This is a genomic window from Psychroserpens algicola (assembly GCF_014526325.1).
Classification (GTDB): domain Bacteria; phylum Bacteroidota; class Bacteroidia; order Flavobacteriales; family Flavobacteriaceae; genus Psychroserpens; species Psychroserpens algicola.
In genome coordinates this window covers 1-18784 of the sequence record NZ_JACNMJ010000011.1, presented here as the reverse complement: position 1 = coordinate 18784, position 18784 = coordinate 1, and the positions used below count along the sequence as shown (strand labels likewise).

Sequence of the window (18784 nt, the reverse complement as noted above, 5' to 3'; positions counted from 1 at the left end):
GAAAATGTCAAAATTAGACAACAGTTTATTCCGTAATACATTTAGAGTTTTGATATTAACATGCAGCTCTTGCTGATAGCAATAAACCTGGGAAGATCCGAAAGTCTGGAGTTATTAAATACAACGTATTTGTGTATGGTTTCGTTGTGTTGGCTAGGTCTAAATTAGTAAAAGAAAACTGACTAAAGGAAAATTCCGCAGGAATTTTCCGAGTACACACGAACCAAACAATGAATTATACACGTTGTTGGCTGTAGTTGTTTTTATTATTCAATTATTTCTTCAAGTTTGTGTTCAATCACCATTCCGTCTTCGGTTTTAGTTGTCGAATAAAGTTCACCTAAATTTTCGCAAGTACAACCTGCCCAAGTTCCGTTTAATTTTTCCGTTCTCCCGTTAAATTCAACTGTCAATGTCTTTTGAGATTCCATAATTGCACAGTTATATTCTATTCCATTGAACACTTTTTTTACGTATTCTTTATGAGTTGTATGTCCTTGAAATTTTCTTGAAACCATTTTACCATTAAAAGGGATTTCATACTCAAATGAATTTCCAAAAGTTCCGAATTCACAATATCTATTTCCAACGATAGAATCCTTGGTTGGTATCATTTCGGGATAAGCATCTACTCTTGTGAAAGATTCTATAACTTTCGGAATTCCATTAGTCAGAGTGAATATAGTTGAGTCAGTTACTATTCCTTCAGAGTTTTCCGTAACACTAAAAAGTAAAGAATCTTTATCAGCTTTTAATGAATATCTTTTTTTTAACAATTCGCGTTTAGGCTCTCTATTCGATTTCAAAGAATAGAGAAAAGTTTTTCCATTAGTAAAATTGCTAATCGGATAAATATAGCTCACTAGTTTAGTGTTATTACAGTCTTTACTTTTCAATTCAGGTTTCTTTTCAGAGTTCTGACAGCTTAAAAGCCCAATTAATATTATTAAGTATAGAGTTTGTTTCATTTCAATTACAGCCAACGGTATTGTGTATGATTTCGTTGTGTTGGCTAGCTCTAAATTAGTAAAAGAAAACGAACCATAGGAAAATTCCGCAGGAATTTTCCGAGTACACACAAACCGAACAATGAATTATACACGTTGTTGTAACACGTATATTTTATTAATCCAAAGCATTTTGGCGAACTGTTTCGATTGAATTTATTAGTTTTTTAATTTCTTCTTTTAATAAACTCAAAGAGTTCAATTGTATTATTATATTTTTAATATTCTTTCTCTGTGAATTTAGTTTGGATATTATACCTCCAGGGTCGTAAGACTTATTTTCATCGAGGTCTATAAACTTATCAAGACCAATTTCAATTTTAGAAGCTAAATCATTATAATCTATTTCATTTTTCTTATAGCGATGGTCGTGAATAACTCTACAGCTAAAATCCCATTGCCCTTTCTCTCTAACCTTTCTACCTCTGAACCCATTAACCAAATCTCCTTCTATAACTAAATAATATAAATATTCATTTTTACCATTCCAAACATCGCAATACATCGGTTCGCTAATTGTCACTCGAGATATTAATACTTTTTTATTTAGAAGCGTTTTTGCTATTTTGTATTCTATAGATTCTCTTTTTGATTTTAAATCAATTTCAATTTTATTAGCATTCTCGATTGAGCTCTTAAAGGACTTTTCAAATTGATTTAATCCAGCTTTTATATAATTACTCTTCTGATTAGTTAACATAGTTGCTTGTAGCCAAGCTCCATATGAAATAGCCACAGTGCTAAATGCTCCAGGACCCCAAAAAGTTGATTTAAATAGTTGATTACCAGCATTCCCTAATAATAAATCATTAATTGACTTTATTATCTTTTTTCTTTCCCTTCTTGAATTTGCATCTGGAATTCGTAATATGTTAACCTTTAAGGCGAATATCCAAGATTGAGTTTCAGAATGTAATCTTATCATTTCTGCTCTACCTAATTCTTCTCGAAATACAAACCTTAAGTTTCTAATAGAGTCTAAAATTTGAATTTGACCTTGAAGTAACAAATCTAACTTGATATTCATTTTGTCAAGCATATCAATTATTTCCTGTTGATCTCCTGAACCAAATATTTCTTTTAATTTAAGAGTAAAATCTGCAATACCATTCGCAATATCAACTACTGCTTTAATTGCTGATAAAATGGCTAGTGGATCAGTTTTATCATTAAGCAATACTTTTTGTTCAGGAATTGTAACTGCTACGTATTCTTCGTCTAATTTGGTCATAATGTTATGTTTAATTGATTAATAGCTGTTTAAAAGATACAATATTTAAAATTGAGTATGATTTTCGGTTATGTGTTACAACGTATTTGTGTATGGCTAGTTGCGTTGGCGAGAACTAAGTTAGTAAAAAGGAACCGAACCAATAGGAAAATCCGTTAGGATTTTCCGAGTACACACAGATCAAGCAATTGGTTATACACGTTGTTACCTGTAGTTTTATTCCTCAACTATTTCTGAATACCGGATTGGAAATACTTGTCTAATTTCTCTCCATTTCATAATGTCATCTTCTTCGGTTGAATTTATCAATTCTGGCAAGTATTTATCAAATTTCTGTATTGAAAACTCATTTCTGGCTAAATTGAATGCCGAATAGATATTCTTTCTTATCTCACTATACTTTTGGAAATTTAGTTCTTTGTTGATTTTAGCTAAAACTACCAGATTCTTATTAATTATAACCTTTCCAGAAAATTCAAATTCTTTTTCAATTGTAATTGGCATTTTTTCATTTTCAGGACTTGGGATGATATATTTTAGAAGTTCAGATGAAATTAAACTATCTTCTACAAAATTATTCTCAATAGTAGTGAGTCCATTTTTGTCAACATTAATCATTACAATATTTCTCTCCTTTATGACGAACAAATCAGATTCCAATCTGTAATTATTCATATAGTTATCAAATCCATATTCAAATTCGATAACTTTATAATCAGGTTTTACTAACGATTCAAGTTCTCTTTTACAAGATGCAGTTGTGAATATCAGAATTAGTAATAATATCTTAAGAGAATTTTTTGTCATAATTACAGGTAACGTATTCGTGTATGGTTTCGTTGTGTTGGCTAGGTCTAAATTAGTAAAAGAAAACTGACTAAAGGAAAATTCCGAAGGAATTTTCCGAGTACACACGAACCGAACAATGAATTATACACGTTGTTGGGCACTGTTTTTATTCAAATAATACTTAGCGTCATTTATGTTTAATTCAATTTCATCAACTCCACGACTATTTCGACTTTTATGAAATACTTGTTCATCAAGTCTATCGAGAGCAACTAAAATTTGAAAAATAGCAATTCCGTTATCTAGATTTAATTCCGTTAGCAACCATTTTCGGAATTCCGTAATAAGTTTTCTGTTTCTAGTTTTGGATAAAGCCCAATATCCACTAACACGTTCCGCTTCTTTTTTATAAATACCAGAATTAATTCCGTTAACGATTAGTTCCTCAATTTCTGTCGTATTAAATTTAGTCAATTCTGATTTTGCAATTATGTCCTTTTCATAATTAGAGTGATTATTTCCATTCGATTTTTCGAAAATAAACGCGATTTCGGTAAATTGATGTTGAGTAAACTTCATCATATGTTTGTGAAAAATAAAGCTGAGCCAATTAAAGATGAAATTAGAATGGAAAGTAATCCGATAAGTCCTGTTTTATAGATTTTTTTCTGTTTTGCCAATAAGTTTATTCCCAAAATTGGGAATAGAAATATCAATCCTAGCAATGTGAATCCTAGTGTTCTTCCAGTTATATTCCCAAGGAAATTAAGTTTTAAAATATTAATTTGTTCTGATGAACCTATCCATAAAAAATAGGAACATAAAAAAGCACCAAGTGAAATCATTATGATTGATGTGTAATTAAATATCTTCATTTCCAAAATTGTGCCCAACGGTATTGTGTATGGTTAGTTGCGTTGACTGGAACTAAGTTAGTAAAAGAAAACGAATCAGAGGAAAATCCGTAGGATTTTCCGAGTACACACAGAACTAGCAATTAAATATACACGTTGTTGTGTGTAGTATTATGTTTTCCACTTTTGTCCTTCTTCAATTGTTTTGCAATAATAACAGCCACTTCTTTCTCCATCTATGTTATACCATGAATGTTCTGCATTAACCAATTTGCAGTCTCTACCTTTGTCTGCAATTCCAAGATTAATTAAAAACCAAGGAAGCTTGGCTCTCCACCAAAGTCTAATTCCATAAGGATGATTTCCTATCATTTTTCAGTTTGTTTTCATTCCAGAATATTCCTCCAATATTCTATAGTTTTTAATAAAGTGGTTTCAAAGTCAATATTTACAGTATCAATTTCTATAACAAAGCGATTAACATCATAATCATGTCTGCAATAATCTTTATGTGAAAAATCTCCAGTTTTTAATTTTGTTTTTTCCTTTCGATTTTTATCTCTTAAAATACAATGTTTTGTTCCATTACTAATTAATCTCATGAATTCTAATTCAGAACATTGTTTTGAAACATATTGCTGGTATTTTAAAATTCCTGATATAAATTTTTTGGTACCGTTTTTGTCAATACTTTCAGAATCTTGAAACCTCAAATCGCTTTTATGAAATTCATGGTAAGTCCAATCCGTTAAATGCCAAGAATCAGTTGCGCAATTCATTGCAAAACGAGGATTTAAATGATCTTTATCAAAATCAGCGTACTCTTCTAATAATTTATTAAATAGCTTTTTAGAAGAATCAATTTCAAAAGTCAGATTTGGATTAATTTTTTCAGACATTTTATTGTTTTGATATTGTTATTAGATATTACACACAACGTGTTGTGTATGATTTCGTTGTGTTGGCTAGGACTAAATTAGTAAAAGAAAACTGTCCAGAGGAAAATTCCGCAGGAATTTTCCGAGTACACACGAACCAAACAATGAATTATACACGTTGTTAGGGTACGTTTTTTTTATAATTCTCCATTAAATTACTCAATTCAGATGGTTTCTTTTCTAAACTATCGATTGAGACCATAATTTCTTTCTCAAATGGCTTCTTAATAACTAAAAATTCATTTCGCATCCAAGATGCTTCTCCATCAGTATTTGCGTATTTAGTCAAAATGTAAGTGAAACAATTAGTCCAACTTATTAAAGCTTTATTTTCAATTTTTATTCCAGTTTTAGTGAGCGTTATTTGTTCAGACTGGTCAGCCATTTTCGCTAACATAAATCCAAATATAGGAATTGAAAAGACTGTAAGAGTTCCGAAAATTTTTAAGAATTCTAAATTCAGGATATTCATCGTGTCATTTGTGAAATAATGAAAAAAATAAGCTCCGACGAAATCCAAAAGCAAAAGATAAACAAACTTCAAATCGAATTTCTTATTTCTTAAGATTAATTCATTCGGTAAGTTATTAAGCTCTTCCGTTAAAAAAGTTGGTTTAATTTTCTCAAAGTACCTGTCGTCTTTAAGATTAATTTCAATCAGTTTTTGTTGACTTTTTTTTAGTTTTTCATTGTTTCCAACATAAAGATTGCAAGTATTAACAAAATCTGGTTTTTTTTCTGTGATTTTACAAATAGGACCTTTTAGAGATTTTTTGTGATTATCACACCCAAAGCACCAATTATGTAATAAATCTATGTCGTTCATCTTAAATGTACCCTAACGTGTTCGTGTTATGGCTAGTTGCGTAAAAGTACACGCTTTATTTTCCGCAACAACAATATAGTAAAAAGTACGCAAAGATCATTGTCTTAGCCAGCAGTAGCAATTAGTTATACACGTTGTTAGCAGCTGTTTTTTTATCCGGAGATATATTCTAATAATTCAGCGTTAACAGCGCTTTTCATAATCCGAGCTCTAACTGGTCCAACATTATAAATTTTTTCGATTAATTCAGACTCTGTTTTATTGTGTAATTCAGAAATGGTATTAATACTTGATTCAATTAATTTATTCTTTTGCCAAACTGTTAGTAATTGTAGAACAGTAATAGGTTTTGATAAAATGTTCTTAATGGAATCTTGGAAAACCTTTTCATCATCATTAATTACTTCCACTAAATCCGCAATTGATGAATAACTTGGACTGTTTTTCCCAAACTCCGGAAATTTTGTAATAGTTAACTTACCAAAAAATACTTTAGACACGTTCAATGGATTTGCATCTAAACTTAAAATACATCCATATTTAACTTCATATCTATCTCCTAATTGAGCTTTAGTTGCTCTAATTCCAGAATCTACTTTCCTTATAATGCCTGTATATGTTAATAGGCGCAGAGATTCTTTAACCGTTTCAGGTGCATCTTTATGGATCCAAAAATAAATAGTTGATTCATCTTTGTTTTTTTGTAGTCTTACTTGATTGTATTTTTGAATAGATGGAATAACACTGTTTTCAAGAAAATCTCTTCCCCAGTCAATAAGTGCTTTATGGCCATAATATTTGTCACCTAAATCGGTATGTTCAGCCCAAATTTTATTACGATAAAAGTCCTTGATTATTTGTTCAACACTACTTGAATTAAATGATTGTATATTTCTTAACGTATTAAGTAAAAATCTTGGATTCCCTCCACTTGACAGACATAAGGTAATAAAATTAGATTCTTGGGATTCTATAATTTTCTTTAAACTATTGTCAGCTTGCTTAAAAACAATTTCTCTAAAGTATTTAACATAATTTGGATCTCTAATATCTCTTTCTAATTTCAGGTAAACACAGTCATGTAATGGCTCAAAGGAGTTCCCAAAATATGTGACACCTGGATATATTGCCGCATTACAAGTAATATATGGAGACCTCAAATCTTTAAACAGGCTAAAAAATTGTCTTTGTTGTTCAGGTCTAAAAACATGAGCTGCCTCGTCGAACATGAAATATATACGTTCTAGATTATTCTCTCGACAAATAATCTCTATTGCTTCTTTTACATCTTCGATATCTGGTAGAGAATCAATACTAATATCAGATTTGTTTTTATAAGAATTTTCATAAATTTTAATTATATCCTTCAGGTTAGAAACAATGTCATCCTGATTTTCATTTTCATCATTACTAAGTAAACTTGCAGAATCGGGATTAATAGTAATTCCTTTTCTCCTTAATGAATTAAGTAAAGACTTTAGTGTCTTTGCTAGCATCCAATGATAAAATTGTAATGTGTCCTCAGTATTTATTAAAGAACTAATGTTAAAAGACATATAAACACAAATGGAGCTTAGTAAGTTTTCATCAATTTCTATTTGTGCTATTTTCAATAGAAATGATTTACCAGTACCTCTAGAACCTTCAAGCAGACATGGCTCAGGTAGCAATAAATTTTTAATTAGATTTTTATCTTGATCGCTTATAACAGAAAGAGTTTTTATATCTTCTATCTTAATACTTTCTGTTCTTAAATAAAATGTTGACATAACTTGTTATTTGGGTCCACCTAAGTAGATTCGAATTGGTTCAATGTGCGATAATTCTGTTCTAATAAAGTCAATATTATCTTTATCTAAATCTTTTAAGTACCTTACGCAAAGGGAAAATAATACAATTTCGGTTACAACTTTGAAAGAATCAAAAAAAGTTTTCGATAATTCTTCTTTGTATGAAAGTTCTAGTCCATCTTTATTCCATGTGTCGTTATTTCCGTGAACATATTCCGATAGCTTTCGGTATATTAGACTAGCTCTTGTATTATATGTCGTAATGTTATCAATTAAATCTGGATTAAAAACATTTGAAAACCTAGTTGAGAGCACGCCATTTTCTTTATCTATTATTCTATTCCACTTAACATCTTGTTTACCTAATTGCCATTCTAAATATTCAAGCTTATTTGCTGAAAATTGAATAGAACCTAAAGCAAGTTCAAAACCGAGCCTCAAACAGGAATTTGCTTGTCTATATAATCCGATTCCCAAACAATAAATACTTGTTTCAAATTGTGAAACAGCATTTTTTAATGCACAAGGTTCTTCGTTCGCATTTATGATTTCTTCAGTGAAATCGAATAAACAACTTGATAAATAGTGACATTCAGCTAATTCTTTTTCATTACCGATTAAAGTTGCATTTGAAATGTTATTTGACTGATCTTTTAGTTTTTCAAAATATTCGTTTATATCCATTTCTTATTTAATTCAAGTGAAAATTTCAAAATTGCTGCTAACGTGTTCGTGTTATGGCTAGTTACGTTGGCTAGCACTAAGATACTAAACTATCATGAACCAGAGGGAAATCCGCAGGATTTTCCGAGTACTCACAGAACAAGTAATTAGTTATACACGTTGTTGGGCTTAGTTTTGCATATCGACTAGATTTTCTAGAATTTGAAAATGATGTTTATCAGATCTCAATTCAATCTTTAGCTTTCCGTTACTAAAGATGATTTCATAAACTTCACCAGAATTGAACAAGTCCTCGAGGTTAGCCAGCAATTTGCCTAAGAAACCTGGTTTACTATCTTTAAAATCTAAAACGTATTTTTTATCGAATTCAAGTTTTAAAAATGATTTACTGAATAACAACTTGAGAAAATCTGTGAACTTACGTTTTCTGATTCTAAAATTTGAAGTGTTCTCGCTGAATTTATCAGTTTCCCATTCTACAAGCTCTAATAAACTTTGATACTTAGATGAAAGCAAGAGATCACCAGAATTGGAAAAAGTAGACTTTTTGTAATAAATATCCCAATTTTCTGGATTATTAAATTTACCATAAACCTGATAAGACCATGCATTATAAGTTCCTTTTACTTTTCCGTTTTTATTAGCAAGATATTTTTCAATGTCATAACAAAACTGTTTGTTCGAATCAAAAAAAGGAGATGATACTTCATCAGGAGATGCATTGGACTTAATTTTCATAATTCAGGTGCTTAATTATTTGTAGGAAAATGAGAATTTTTGTTACAGAATTATATTCCGTTAAATTAAGCCCAACGGCTTCGTGTTATGATGTGTTGCGTTGGTAAGGAACTAAGTTAGTAAAAAGTCACGAACCAGAGGAAAATCCGTAGGATTTTCCGAGTAGGCTAGAAGAAGTAATGCATTATACACGTTGTTACAATCAAGTAGCGACCCAATTGAGTAAGCAGATCCTGCTTATCGATACAGATGAGAAAAATTAAATAAATAAAAAGCTAAACGCAAGTTTTGCTTTTACCACTTAGTCGCGAAAAGTGTTTTATAAAAACGCTTTGTAGCTTTTCTGATAAATTTAAATCTAGAACAGTTTTTCTGAATTTAGTTACTTAAAACTCAAAAAAAAATCGAAAAAAATAAGGCTGATTTTTTTCTTCATGATTTAGATTTTCACTTCACAATACTTTAAAATTCTGTTACATAAAAAGACATAGTTTTCAAGCGAGAACTCTTTTACAAGATAGTATCGATATAATTTTTTCGTTTGAGTAAGTAATTCCGATAATCACATCAACTACTTTTCAAGGACAAATATTACAAGCTTAGTATTCGGAGTTTGAGTAAGAGAAAATTACAGGATTAGAGAAGTTTACTTTTCTGCTCGATTTTTCTTGGAGCTATTTGTTGTAACGTATTCGTGTATGGTTTCGTTGTGTTGGCTAGGTCTAAATTAGTAAAAGAAAACTGACTAAAGGAAAATTCCGAAGGAATTTTCCGAGTACACACGAATCAAACAATGAATTATACACGTTGTTGGCAATAGTATTTTTTTCAATCAAAGAAATGAACATACAAATAAGTCATTTCAGTTTCCTTATTAGTCCACAAATAATATTCGCTAAAAGTATGGTCTAAAAAATCATTCTTATAATAAATTCGGTCAACATTTTTATTAGGTAATTCTAACCAAGTTGGTGGATTCACGTCTTTTTTTAAGTCTTCTATTATAGTTCCAAATTTCACGTTATTACTTTCGGCAATATTCAGAGGTTGGTCGTACGCAATTATTTTTTGTAAAACTTTCGAGTCGTAAGTAAATGACATATAATGAACTTCAAAATCAAAATACCCTCGATTCTTGAGTTTGATTTTCTTTATAGATTCGGGTGGTTTAAATCCAAAGTTGTCCTCGAAAGATGAAATTAGTTTTTTACGATTCTGTGATTCATACGCACAACTATTGAAAATCAGATTTAGAATTAATACTAAAATCAACTTTTTCATATTCAATTTTTTGTTTTTGAAATCAACTTTCTCCCTTTTACAATCCATAATATTGGACCAATTAATCCAATCATAACAGTTAGAATCCAAGTAGTTTTGTCTCCTTTAAAATCTTTAGTAAGTATTAGATAAATTGCTCTGAAAGTTGTGATGACTGACCAGAAACAAATTATGATTATTGAAAGTATTAAAATAGGATGCATTTCGTTTTCGATATTATTGCCAACGGTTTTGTGTATGGTTAGTTGCGTGTTTCAGCAACTAATTTAGTAAACAAAAACGAACGCGAGAAAATTCCGAAGGAATTTTCCAAATAAGCAACGACCAAAGCAATTAATTATACACGGTGTTACCCACAGTTAATTTTTTCCTTTTCTTGAACTTGCTGTTGCTTTAATTTCTTCGTTCAATATTTTTAAAACCATTTTCTTTAAATAATTATAATCGAAATCTTCTTTAATTCCGTAATTGAATGTATAGTGTGTTCCATTTTTGTCCATTCCAAGTATGTACTTTTCGTAACCTAGTTCAACTGAAATAGGTGAGTTTTCCGTTTGGATTGTAAATTCAGTTTCTCCTTTTTCATTTGTAACGTAAAATATATGCTTGTAATAGAGTTTTCCTTCATTAACTGCAAATCGTTCGTAAGCAAGAATTAACTTGTCATTCCAATCGAATTGGTCAAAACAGAACATACTTTTAAGATTGTCCATTAATTTTCCTTGTTCGTAGGCTTTGTAAAGTTTCTCTTTAAACGGTTTTGCTTTTTCGTACTCTTTTTTGCCATAATAAACTTGAATTAGTTTAGCGTAAGAACTATAGTCGGTTGGTGCTAACTCAATTAATTCTTTATAAGCAATTTCGGATTTGTCATAGTCTTTATTTAGAAACTCGTAAAGTCCGATATTGTACAATGCGTTTATATATGAATCAGATTCTTTTGAGATAGTCTCTTTTGATTTATAAAAGGCTTCTAAAGCTTTATCTGGTTGATTTAGTTCCGCATAGATTTGTGGAATCATAGTAAAAGGTCTATCTATTGGTTCATTTTTTTCCGTAGCTGTTATATAAGCAGAAAGTGCTTTTTCATATTTCTCTTGACTTATATATGAATCTCCTAAACCACTAAAATAATTTGAGTTACTTGAATCCAATTCAATTGCTTTATTGAAATATTCAATTGCTTTGTCGAATTGTCCCATATAATTCAAGGTGATTCCTTTTATGAAATAAGCATCTGGGTCTGTTTTGTCTTTTTTGATTGACAAATCCATTAGTTTAAGTACATTATTATCGTCAGCTTTCATATAGTAAGCCATTCCAACATAATAAATTGCTTTAGCTGGATATTCACTTGCCTTTTCAGAATGCTCGGAAATAATCAAATCATATTTTTCTTCTCCGAAAGCTTTTTCTAATTCAGCCGTAATCTGTTCTTGAGCATAATTACTTAAGCTTAAAAGACAAATTATTAACGCTAGCAGGATTTTTTTCATAATTGTGGGTAACGTGTTGTGTATGGCTAGTTGCGTTGGTTAGGTCTAATTTAGTAAAAGAAAACGAACCAGAGGAAAATCCGTAGGATTTTCCGAGTACACATAGACCAAGTAATTAGTGATACACGTTGTTACAAGCTGGTTTAATTCATTATTCCACTTTTACAGGTTTAAGAATTAAGTCGTGTTCAGACGCTATTTTTCCAAATTCTTCAGGACTAAAAGTTGTAGCTTCTTTTCCTGGTTTAGCTCCAATCTTTTTGAAGAAAGAGATCAAACCATCTTTATCATTCGGTATAACTGTGAAAATTAATTTCAAGGGTTCGTTCCCTGTATTTTTAAATGAGTGATATTCTCCTGGTGCAGTATACCATACATATCCTTCTTTCACTTGAGTTTCAATACGTTTCCCGTTCTTATAAGTTATAACAACACCTTTTCCTGATAAAAAGTATGCAATTTCTTCGGTTTTATTGTGTTTATGTTCAGGTAATGCTCCACCAACTCCTAATTCATATTTCGCAAAACTTGCAGATGCGTGAGGATGACTTTCTGCATCCATAAATACTTGAAGCTTTCCACCTGAACCAAGTGTATCTTTATTTTTAGGAAAAACCCACACGTGTTCTCCTGAATGTGGTTCCATAATTGAACCAACAGATTTTTGAGTTGTTGAAATTGTTTTTTCTGTTTGTAGTTCTGCAACATTTTCAGTTTTGGCTTTTTTGTTTTCACAACTTTGTATTATAATTGATAAGCCTAAACAAACTAATAGTAATATTCTTTTACTTGATTTTAAATACTTTTTTTTGTAAATCATAATTTTGGTGTTAATTGGTTAGTACTATTTTTACTTGTTTCTACAATGTGTTGTAGCACATTTTGATTAAGGATTCGCTGCCAAAAAAAACGTTGTTTCTGACGCTTTTTCGAATCTGCTAAATTCTACAGTTGCAAATATTTTTCAGTCGTTTTTTTAAATGTATTTAAACAGTTGATTAGTAGTTGTTTGTAAGGTACAACTATTAATCTTGGGAAATGAAATTTCAATAAAATGTTTGATTATTTTATCATTTTATGAATAATACATAGAATTATGTAGTCTATATTCGGGCGAGTCAAACTTGCTTGTAACGTGTTTGTATATGGTTTGTTGCGTGTTTCAAGCAACTAATTTAGTAAATAATTACTGACAAAGAAAGTCCGCGAGGACTTTCGTAAGTAGGCAAGAAGCCAGCAATAAATTATATACGGTGTTGTGAGCTGGCTTTTTAGAATGGTAAGTCCTTGTCCTCCGAAATATTTATTGGCATCCAAGGATATTTGTCCGTGTCAGTCATAAAATGTCTTGAAGCATAATTCAAAGAACCCCAGAATTCTACAGGTGTGTCTTCTGTTAATTCAGTAATAAAAGGTTGAGATTTTAATGAATGATATTTTTCTCCTTTATCAAAATAGCAATTTACTACTTCAATTAACTTTCCTCTGGCTAAATTGTCTTCCTTAATAAGTGCTAATTCTTTAGTTATTTCTAAAAGTATTTTTTCAAGTTCTGATTTAATTTTAGCAAAATTTTCCGCTAGAATTTTTCTGCTAAATGTCAATGATATTATTTTTTCTATTTCTGCATCTTTTGGGTTTTCAACATAAGAACTTGGACTTTTTTCCGTACACGAAATAATATATTTTGTGAAATTTGGATAATTAATTAATAAATTATCGGTTTTCAAATTTGCTGTTCTTACGGTATAACCCAACCAATGGTCATCTTCATTTAATTTAGGTGGTTTGAACTCTATAAAAAGTTTAATCCACTCTTCGTTTTTGCTCTGTCTAAAACTTATTCCAATATCAGGAATTCCAATTGTAATTAATTCTTTATACCAATCTTCATCTGTGTTTGTTGGAACAATATCTGGACAAGATATATAGTCTTTTATAGTTTCTTCTATTATAGAAAGAGTATGATTAGAATTTTGCTTTACTAATTCAATATCTCCTTTTTTTAAAGGTCTAAAATGAGCTAAAGAATTTCTAACATTTCCTATTTCATCTAATTTATTTTTAATTATCTCTCTAGAACCGGGAAAGTACTTTTTAAAAAATTTCCAATAATTGTCTGATGTTATAATTCGAATTAATTCTCCACTTGTGATATGTAGAAGAGGACTTGTAATTACATATCCTAAATATGCATAGTTTTTGTCTTGAGAAAGTCTTTTTTTAGCAATTCCTCCAATAGTTGAGTTTTCATCATCGTCAGATGTGATTGATAAATCTTTCCACTTATTTTTATACTCATTTTTTAAAATTATATAGACAAATATTCTTAATAAGTTTTCAACTCTAAACAAAATATTAAGAGCCTCGAAGTATTCAATTTTTAACCAATGTCCTGGTAAATCGTAAATGTTATTTTCTGTGTTTTTTGCTTCTTTCCAGTTCATATGTTTTTTTTAGCTTGCTCACAACGTCGATGTGTATGGTTAGTTGCGTGTTTCAGCAACTAAGTTAGCAAACAAATCACAGATAGAAAATTCCAGCGGAATTTTCGTAAGTCGGCAGTGACCAAGCAATTAATTATACACGGTGTTACCCAACGTTTTTTCTTTCAGGATTTGTTCAGCCACTATAATTGCTTCTTTTTGATATTCACTTTTATTTTCTAAAATATATTTAAGTTCCTCGATTGTTTTTCCTTTGTAGGAATCTTTTAGTTTTTCAGTTCTGCTTATCGGTTTATATTCTATTGGTTTTAATTCAATTCCTTTTTCCGTTTCTGATTTATCAATATAGGGAATAAGTCTAAATCGATATTTTGTTTCTTTTACTTTATCTTCCTCTAATAAAAAGTCTTGAAGTAAAGTCGTAAGATAATATCTGTCTCCATTTTCAAAAGTCAAATCCCAATATCCAAAATCCGAGAAAATTGTCGGAATTCTGTAATTTTTATCAATTGCATTTTGCCAATATTTTCCAAGATTATAAATAGAATATTTTACGTCATTTAATGAATATTCTTTGGTTATTCCGTTTTCTGTAATTGAGATTTTATTAGAATTTTCAGCGATAGTAAATTCCGTTTTTTTATTGTTCCTATAATAGTTTATTAAAAGATAAATTGCTGGTCCGTTAAATAGGATAAAAAATTGTCCGATTACAATTAGAATTACATTCGGATTATAAATTTTAAGAAAGAAATAATTAAAAACAAATAACAGAAATAGAATAATAAGATTAGTTCTTAATAATCTAAAGATTGACCTTGAATTTAGTTTGTAAGTTCCTGTTTTCAAATGTTGGGTAACGTTTCTCGTATAAGGTTTGTTGCGGTTTTGTTATGCTAAAAGTAAGCAATTTATTAAACAACTTTGTATCTGCGTATTTTTCCGAAGGAAAAATTTAGCAGCAATAAAGTTTATACAGTGTTAGCTACTGGCATTTTTTATTAATTTCATTATTTCATTACTGTTTCCAGCTGATTCAATTATTATTTCATTAAATTGCTTAAAATCAGATATTCCAATTCCACCTTCAGGATTCAATTTTTGTTTGTTATCTAATTCCAATATAAAATTAAAGTCAGAGCAATTAGCAATTCCTTTTTTTTCAGATAAAGACTGAACATTTGATTTATATAAATCATAGTTTTCATTTGGGATTAAATCTCCAATTATTCCACCCATACTTTCGTCTGAAATTTTGAAGTTTGTTATTCCGACAAAATTTTCATTTATATAAACTTTAGCTTTCATTAATCTTTTCCTTCTATTGATATTTTGACAAGTTCAATTCCTATTTTTAAACTCAAAAGAATATTTATTGTTTCTTCATCTGCTGAAATGATTATTAATTTATAATCTTTTTTTTCTTCAGAAAATTCCACGGTTTCTATTTCTGAAATTCTTAAGGATAAGGAAAGTCCTAAATTTAAAGTGACATTCACAAACCAATTGACTTGCATTGTTCCTTTTTTAATTTCACCAATCATATAGAATTCATTCCTTCTTTTGATTGCAAAACTATCAATAACTTCAAATTCTCCTTGTTCAGTTTGGGTGTTCATTTTGCTTGTAGCTAACGTATTTGTGTATGGCTATTTGCGTTGGCTGGAACTAAGTTAGTAAAAATGAAACGAACCAATAGGAAAATCCGTTAGGATTTTCCGAGTACACACAGACCAAGCAATTGGTTATACACGTTGTTAGCACATGTATTTACGAAATCCATGTTTCTTTAATTTTATCAATCACCCATTTTCCATTGCTATTTTTTTTAATATAAATCCGAATTCCTTCTCCATTTAGGGTTCCCATTACGTAACTAACATTCAGCAAACCGAACGATTTTGTTTTATCAAATAATATTCTGCTAAATCCAACTTTCGCAGCTATTTGTATATCATACTTTGTTTTCCAAAATTTACGTCCTTCTGGAAAATCCGAACGATACTTAAACCTAATTTTTTTATTATTAACATTTAGTCTTTTTAAATCAATTCGATAATCTTTTTTGGATCCTGTATCAATTGTATCAACTACAATATTTTGTTTGTTAAAATATTTTATTAATTCTGTGGAATCCGCTCTACTAAAACCAATAATTGAATCTTCTAGAACTAGATAAATTGAAGTTGAATCTAAGTTAATAGAATCTTTTTTCTTCCTCCATTTCTCAATAATTTCTAAAAATTCGTCAGATTGTTTGTACTCATCGTATGCTTTATTAAAATCTGCTTCTACATCATAACCTTTTTCTTTGAGAATATTTGGAGGTGGAGGAGGTGGAGGAAGAAGTCTAATATCAAAGTAAACAGAATCAATTATTTCCGGAAAGATTTCATAAAAGACAGTTTGTTCAAATTCAGATTTCGATATTTTTTTTTCTTTATTACAACTCCAAAAAATCGAATATAGAATAATTACAATTATGATTGTTCCGAGTTGTTTTCTCATATATGTGCTAACGTATTGTGTATGATTTCGTGCGATAGAAAATCGATAGATTTTCCGTTGCCTCGAAATTATAGATTAAATATAAGAATTAAAAATTGAAGCAATTTTTAAGCATGAATTATACACGCTGTTAGCCACTTTAGGGCAACACGAACCATTGGATGTTAAAAAGAAAACTGATTATCACATGCAACCGAATCAGAAATGCTTTGGCGAATTTGGCAGATACACCCAAGAACCCTTTACGATCATAAAAAAGTACAGGTCACACTTAAGCATTTAGGTTGCAACATTGTTTTAAATACAGACACCTTTTTTGGAAAAGAACGATTCATAACGCACCACTAAAATTTGGCAAGTATGTATAAGATTCCGACAAGTTTGAAAAATACACGAACCACAGAGCGTTTGGTTCTTCAAAAAAGGGTAGAAGGGAAGTTTTTAAATCAAATCCGAAACATTTGTGTTAGAAACTACTTTAGATAAAACACCAGAATTTTGCTCATGCACTATTGTTGCTAACGTATTTGTATATGGTTTGTTGCGTGGTTTAGCACGTAATTTTAGCAAATAAAAACCGAATAGAAAATCCGAGAGGATTTTCGTAAATAGGCAAGAACCAAGCAATAAATTATATACGGTGTTGTGTGGCGTTTTTTCTATTTTTCTAATTATTAATTTTATCATACAGCCAAATCATCAGTTCTAATTTTTTTAGAATCGTTATCTTTTTGTTGCAATAATGCAAATCCAAAAGTTAGAACTCCAACTCGTCCAATAAACATTAAAATAATAATCAATATTTTCCCAACGTTAGTTAAATCTCCTGTAATTCCTGTACTTAATCCAACTGTTCCTAAAGCGGATGCTACTTCAAATAATATGCTGTCAAAAGAAAAGTTTTCAAAGTAAGAAAGTAAAAATGAAAACAAGAAAATTAAACTCGTGTAAAGCATAAAAGTAGATGTGGCAACGTATATTCTTTCAAATGGAATAAGTCTGTTTAAAAAAGTGATTTTTTTCTGACCAAACAATCGACTTTTTAATATCGATAGCATTGCCGTCAATGTCGTTATTTTCATTCCTCCTGCTGTTCCTGAAGGCGAAGCTCCAATATACATAAGAAAGGTTATAAGCAATAATATTGGCAAGGATAATTCACCGATAGGTATTGTGTTAAATCCAACTGTTGTCATAGCTGACATTGCTTGGAAGAAAGAGGTCATAAGTGAACTATTCGAACCGAGAATAGAGGATGATTCTGTTGTGTAAATGAGTAAAGTTCCTAAAAAAAGTAAAAACAAAAACCCATAGATAATGATTTTAGTTGTGAACGAAATTTCTTTTGATTTACCCCTAATTCGATACCACAAATCTGTAATTACAATAAAACCCAAAGAACCAGAAATTGCTAATACAGAAATAATTGTGTTTATAAAAGTATTGTCTTGATAGCTTTCGAAACCATCATTAAACAATCCAAAACCAGCTGTGCAAAACGATGAAATACTATGAAAAATTGAAAACCAAATTGCTTTTAAACTCCCCATTCCAGAATTGGTAAAGGCAAAGTAGAAAAGTATAGCTCCAATAGTTTCCATTATTAGGGTAAAAACAATAACGCTTTTGATAAAATCTTTTATCTGAATTGTATTAGGTAATGTAAATTCCGTTCCTATTAATTTACTATGCCAATGTGTTATTTTTTTGGTAGTAAATAATAAATAGTATGTCGTTAGCGTCATATATCCAATTCCGCCAATTTGTATTAAAGCCATAATAACAAATTGACCGAAAAAATTATAGGAATCGAAAATGCTTATTGTCACAAGTCCAGTAGTTGAAATAGCAGAAGTTGAAATAAATAAATTATCTAAAAAAGAAATGTCGGTTTTGTGAAATAAAGGAATAGACAGTAAAATAAATCCAATTAGCGTATACAAAAAGAATCCCCAAACTAAATTCATTTGAGGTGATTTACTAATTTGGAATTTTCGGTACCAATTAGATATTTTCTTGTATGTTTTATTTTCCATTCTTTGTATTTTGTTTTTTTTTAATGACACACAACTAGTTAGTGTTATGATTAGTTGCGGGATTCAGCCTTGCTACGTGTGGTTGGCTTGCCGAATTCCCTGAAAGGTAGGCAAAAGTAGTGGAAAAGGAGCAAGGCTGAACCAGACTGTTTTTCCGAG

The 18784-nt window shown here is 30.1% G+C and carries 19 protein-coding genes; all 19 read right to left on the bottom strand.

Annotated features, from left to right (window positions below):
* Positions 1-266: 266 nt before the first annotated feature.
* Positions 267-806, bottom strand: coding sequence for a hypothetical protein (locus tag H7350_RS16925; RefSeq protein WP_204347115.1), 540 nt, complete (start codon positions 804-806; stop codon positions 267-269).
* A 319-nt stretch (positions 807-1125) separates the two neighbouring features.
* Positions 1126-2238 (bottom strand): hypothetical protein, encoded by a 1113-nt coding sequence (locus tag H7350_RS16920; protein ID WP_204347114.1) that lies wholly within the window; start codon positions 2236-2238, stop codon positions 1126-1128.
* 216 nt (positions 2239-2454) lie between these two features.
* A complete protein-coding gene (locus H7350_RS16915) occupies positions 2455-3045 on the bottom strand; it encodes a hypothetical protein (protein WP_204347113.1) in 591 nt (196 codons plus the stop codon).
* Positions 3046-3168: 123 nt separating this feature from the next.
* Positions 3169-3609, bottom strand: coding sequence for a hypothetical protein (locus H7350_RS16910; RefSeq protein WP_204347112.1), 441 nt, complete (start codon positions 3607-3609; stop codon positions 3169-3171).
* Positions 3610-4052: 443 nt separating this feature from the next.
* On the bottom strand, positions 4053-4253 hold the full coding sequence (locus H7350_RS16905) for a hypothetical protein (protein ID WP_204347111.1): 201 nt from the start codon (positions 4251-4253) through the stop codon (positions 4053-4055).
* A gap of 14 nt (positions 4254-4267) precedes the next feature.
* Entirely contained in the window at positions 4268-4780 is a 513-nt protein-coding gene (locus H7350_RS16900) for a hypothetical protein (protein WP_204347110.1), read from the bottom strand.
* 160 nt (positions 4781-4940) lie between these two features.
* Entirely contained in the window at positions 4941-5645 is a 705-nt protein-coding gene (locus H7350_RS16895; RefSeq protein ID WP_204347109.1) for a hypothetical protein, read from the bottom strand.
* Positions 5646-5797: 152 nt separating this feature from the next.
* Positions 5798-7414 (bottom strand): hypothetical protein, encoded by a 1617-nt coding sequence (locus tag H7350_RS16890; RefSeq protein ID WP_204347108.1) that lies wholly within the window; start codon positions 7412-7414, stop codon positions 5798-5800.
* 6 nt (positions 7415-7420) lie between these two features.
* A complete protein-coding gene (locus H7350_RS16885; RefSeq protein WP_204347107.1) occupies positions 7421-8119 on the bottom strand; it encodes a hypothetical protein in 699 nt (232 codons plus the stop codon).
* Positions 8120-8287: 168 nt separating this feature from the next.
* Positions 8288-8857: a hypothetical protein gene (locus H7350_RS16880; RefSeq protein WP_204347106.1), complete on the bottom strand. Its 570-nt coding sequence runs from the start codon at positions 8855-8857 to the stop codon at positions 8288-8290.
* Between the two features lie 828 nt (positions 8858-9685).
* Complete coding sequence (locus H7350_RS16875; protein WP_204347105.1) at positions 9686-10138, bottom strand: hypothetical protein; 453 nt, start codon at positions 10136-10138, stop codon at positions 9686-9688.
* Between the two features lie 359 nt (positions 10139-10497).
* The gene (locus tag H7350_RS16870; protein ID WP_204347104.1) at positions 10498-11634 is read right to left on the bottom strand and encodes a tetratricopeptide repeat protein; all 1137 of its coding nucleotides are present in this window, start codon (positions 11632-11634) and stop codon (positions 10498-10500) included.
* Positions 11635-11785: 151 nt separating this feature from the next.
* On the bottom strand, positions 11786-12454 hold the full coding sequence (locus tag H7350_RS16865) for a cupin domain-containing protein (protein WP_204347103.1): 669 nt from the start codon (positions 12452-12454) through the stop codon (positions 11786-11788).
* A gap of 451 nt (positions 12455-12905) precedes the next feature.
* Positions 12906-14081: a hypothetical protein gene (locus tag H7350_RS16860; protein WP_204347102.1), complete on the bottom strand. Its 1176-nt coding sequence runs from the start codon at positions 14079-14081 to the stop codon at positions 12906-12908.
* Between the two features lie 129 nt (positions 14082-14210).
* Positions 14211-14930, bottom strand: coding sequence for a PH domain-containing protein (locus tag H7350_RS16855; RefSeq protein ID WP_204347101.1), 720 nt, complete (start codon positions 14928-14930; stop codon positions 14211-14213).
* Positions 14931-15062: 132 nt separating this feature from the next.
* A complete protein-coding gene (locus H7350_RS16850) occupies positions 15063-15389 on the bottom strand; it encodes a hypothetical protein (protein WP_204347100.1) in 327 nt (108 codons plus the stop codon).
* Positions 15389-15700: a hypothetical protein gene (locus H7350_RS16845; RefSeq protein ID WP_204347099.1), complete on the bottom strand. Its 312-nt coding sequence runs from the start codon at positions 15698-15700 to the stop codon at positions 15389-15391. The genes H7350_RS16850 and H7350_RS16845 overlap by 1 nt, the downstream gene beginning before the upstream one ends.
* Before the next feature lie 151 nt (positions 15701-15851).
* Positions 15852-16589: a hypothetical protein gene (locus H7350_RS16840; RefSeq protein ID WP_204347098.1), complete on the bottom strand. Its 738-nt coding sequence runs from the start codon at positions 16587-16589 to the stop codon at positions 15852-15854.
* Positions 16590-17272: 683 nt separating this feature from the next.
* Positions 17273-18625, bottom strand: a complete 1353-nt coding sequence (locus H7350_RS16835; protein WP_204347097.1) for a TrkH family potassium uptake protein — start codon at positions 18623-18625, stop codon at positions 17273-17275.
* Positions 18626-18784: the final 159 nt, after the last annotated feature.

What these genes read in the sequence shown, in the direction of transcription:
- H7350_RS16860 (WP_204347102.1), bottom strand. Translation starts at nt 14,081, where the DNA reads ATGAACTGGAAAGAAGCAAAAAACACAGAAAATAACATTTACGATTTA.
- H7350_RS16835 (WP_204347097.1), bottom strand. Translation starts at nt 18,625, where the DNA reads ATGGAAAATAAAACATACAAGAAAATATCTAATTGGTACCGAAAATTC.
- H7350_RS16865 (WP_204347103.1), bottom strand. Translation starts at nt 12,454, where the DNA reads ATGATTTACAAAAAAAAGTATTTAAAATCAAGTAAAAGAATATTACTA.
- H7350_RS16910 (WP_204347112.1), bottom strand. Translation starts at nt 3,609, where the DNA reads ATGATGAAGTTTACTCAACATCAATTTACCGAAATCGCGTTTATTTTC.
- H7350_RS16900 (WP_204347110.1), bottom strand. Translation starts at nt 4,780, where the DNA reads ATGTCTGAAAAAATTAATCCAAATCTGACTTTTGAAATTGATTCTTCT.
- H7350_RS16850 (WP_204347100.1), bottom strand. Translation starts at nt 15,389, where the DNA reads ATGAAAGCTAAAGTTTATATAAATGAAAATTTTGTCGGAATAACAAAC.
- H7350_RS16920 (WP_204347114.1), bottom strand. Translation starts at nt 2,238, where the DNA reads ATGACCAAATTAGACGAAGAATACGTAGCAGTTACAATTCCTGAACAA.
- H7350_RS16905 (WP_204347111.1), bottom strand. Translation starts at nt 4,253, where the DNA reads ATGATAGGAAATCATCCTTATGGAATTAGACTTTGGTGGAGAGCCAAG.
- H7350_RS16845 (WP_204347099.1), bottom strand. Translation starts at nt 15,700, where the DNA reads ATGAACACCCAAACTGAACAAGGAGAATTTGAAGTTATTGATAGTTTT.
- H7350_RS16895 (WP_204347109.1), bottom strand. Translation starts at nt 5,645, where the DNA reads ATGAACGACATAGATTTATTACATAATTGGTGCTTTGGGTGTGATAAT.
- H7350_RS16880 (WP_204347106.1), bottom strand. Translation starts at nt 8,857, where the DNA reads ATGAAAATTAAGTCCAATGCATCTCCTGATGAAGTATCATCTCCTTTT.
- H7350_RS16875 (WP_204347105.1), bottom strand. Translation starts at nt 10,138, where the DNA reads ATGAAAAAGTTGATTTTAGTATTAATTCTAAATCTGATTTTCAATAGT.
- H7350_RS16885 (WP_204347107.1), bottom strand. Translation starts at nt 8,119, where the DNA reads ATGGATATAAACGAATATTTTGAAAAACTAAAAGATCAGTCAAATAAC.
- H7350_RS16840 (WP_204347098.1), bottom strand. Translation starts at nt 16,589, where the DNA reads ATGAGAAAACAACTCGGAACAATCATAATTGTAATTATTCTATATTCG.
- H7350_RS16870 (WP_204347104.1), bottom strand. Translation starts at nt 11,634, where the DNA reads ATGAAAAAAATCCTGCTAGCGTTAATAATTTGTCTTTTAAGCTTAAGT.
- H7350_RS16915 (WP_204347113.1), bottom strand. Translation starts at nt 3,045, where the DNA reads ATGACAAAAAATTCTCTTAAGATATTATTACTAATTCTGATATTCACA.
- H7350_RS16890 (WP_204347108.1), bottom strand. Translation starts at nt 7,414, where the DNA reads ATGTCAACATTTTATTTAAGAACAGAAAGTATTAAGATAGAAGATATA.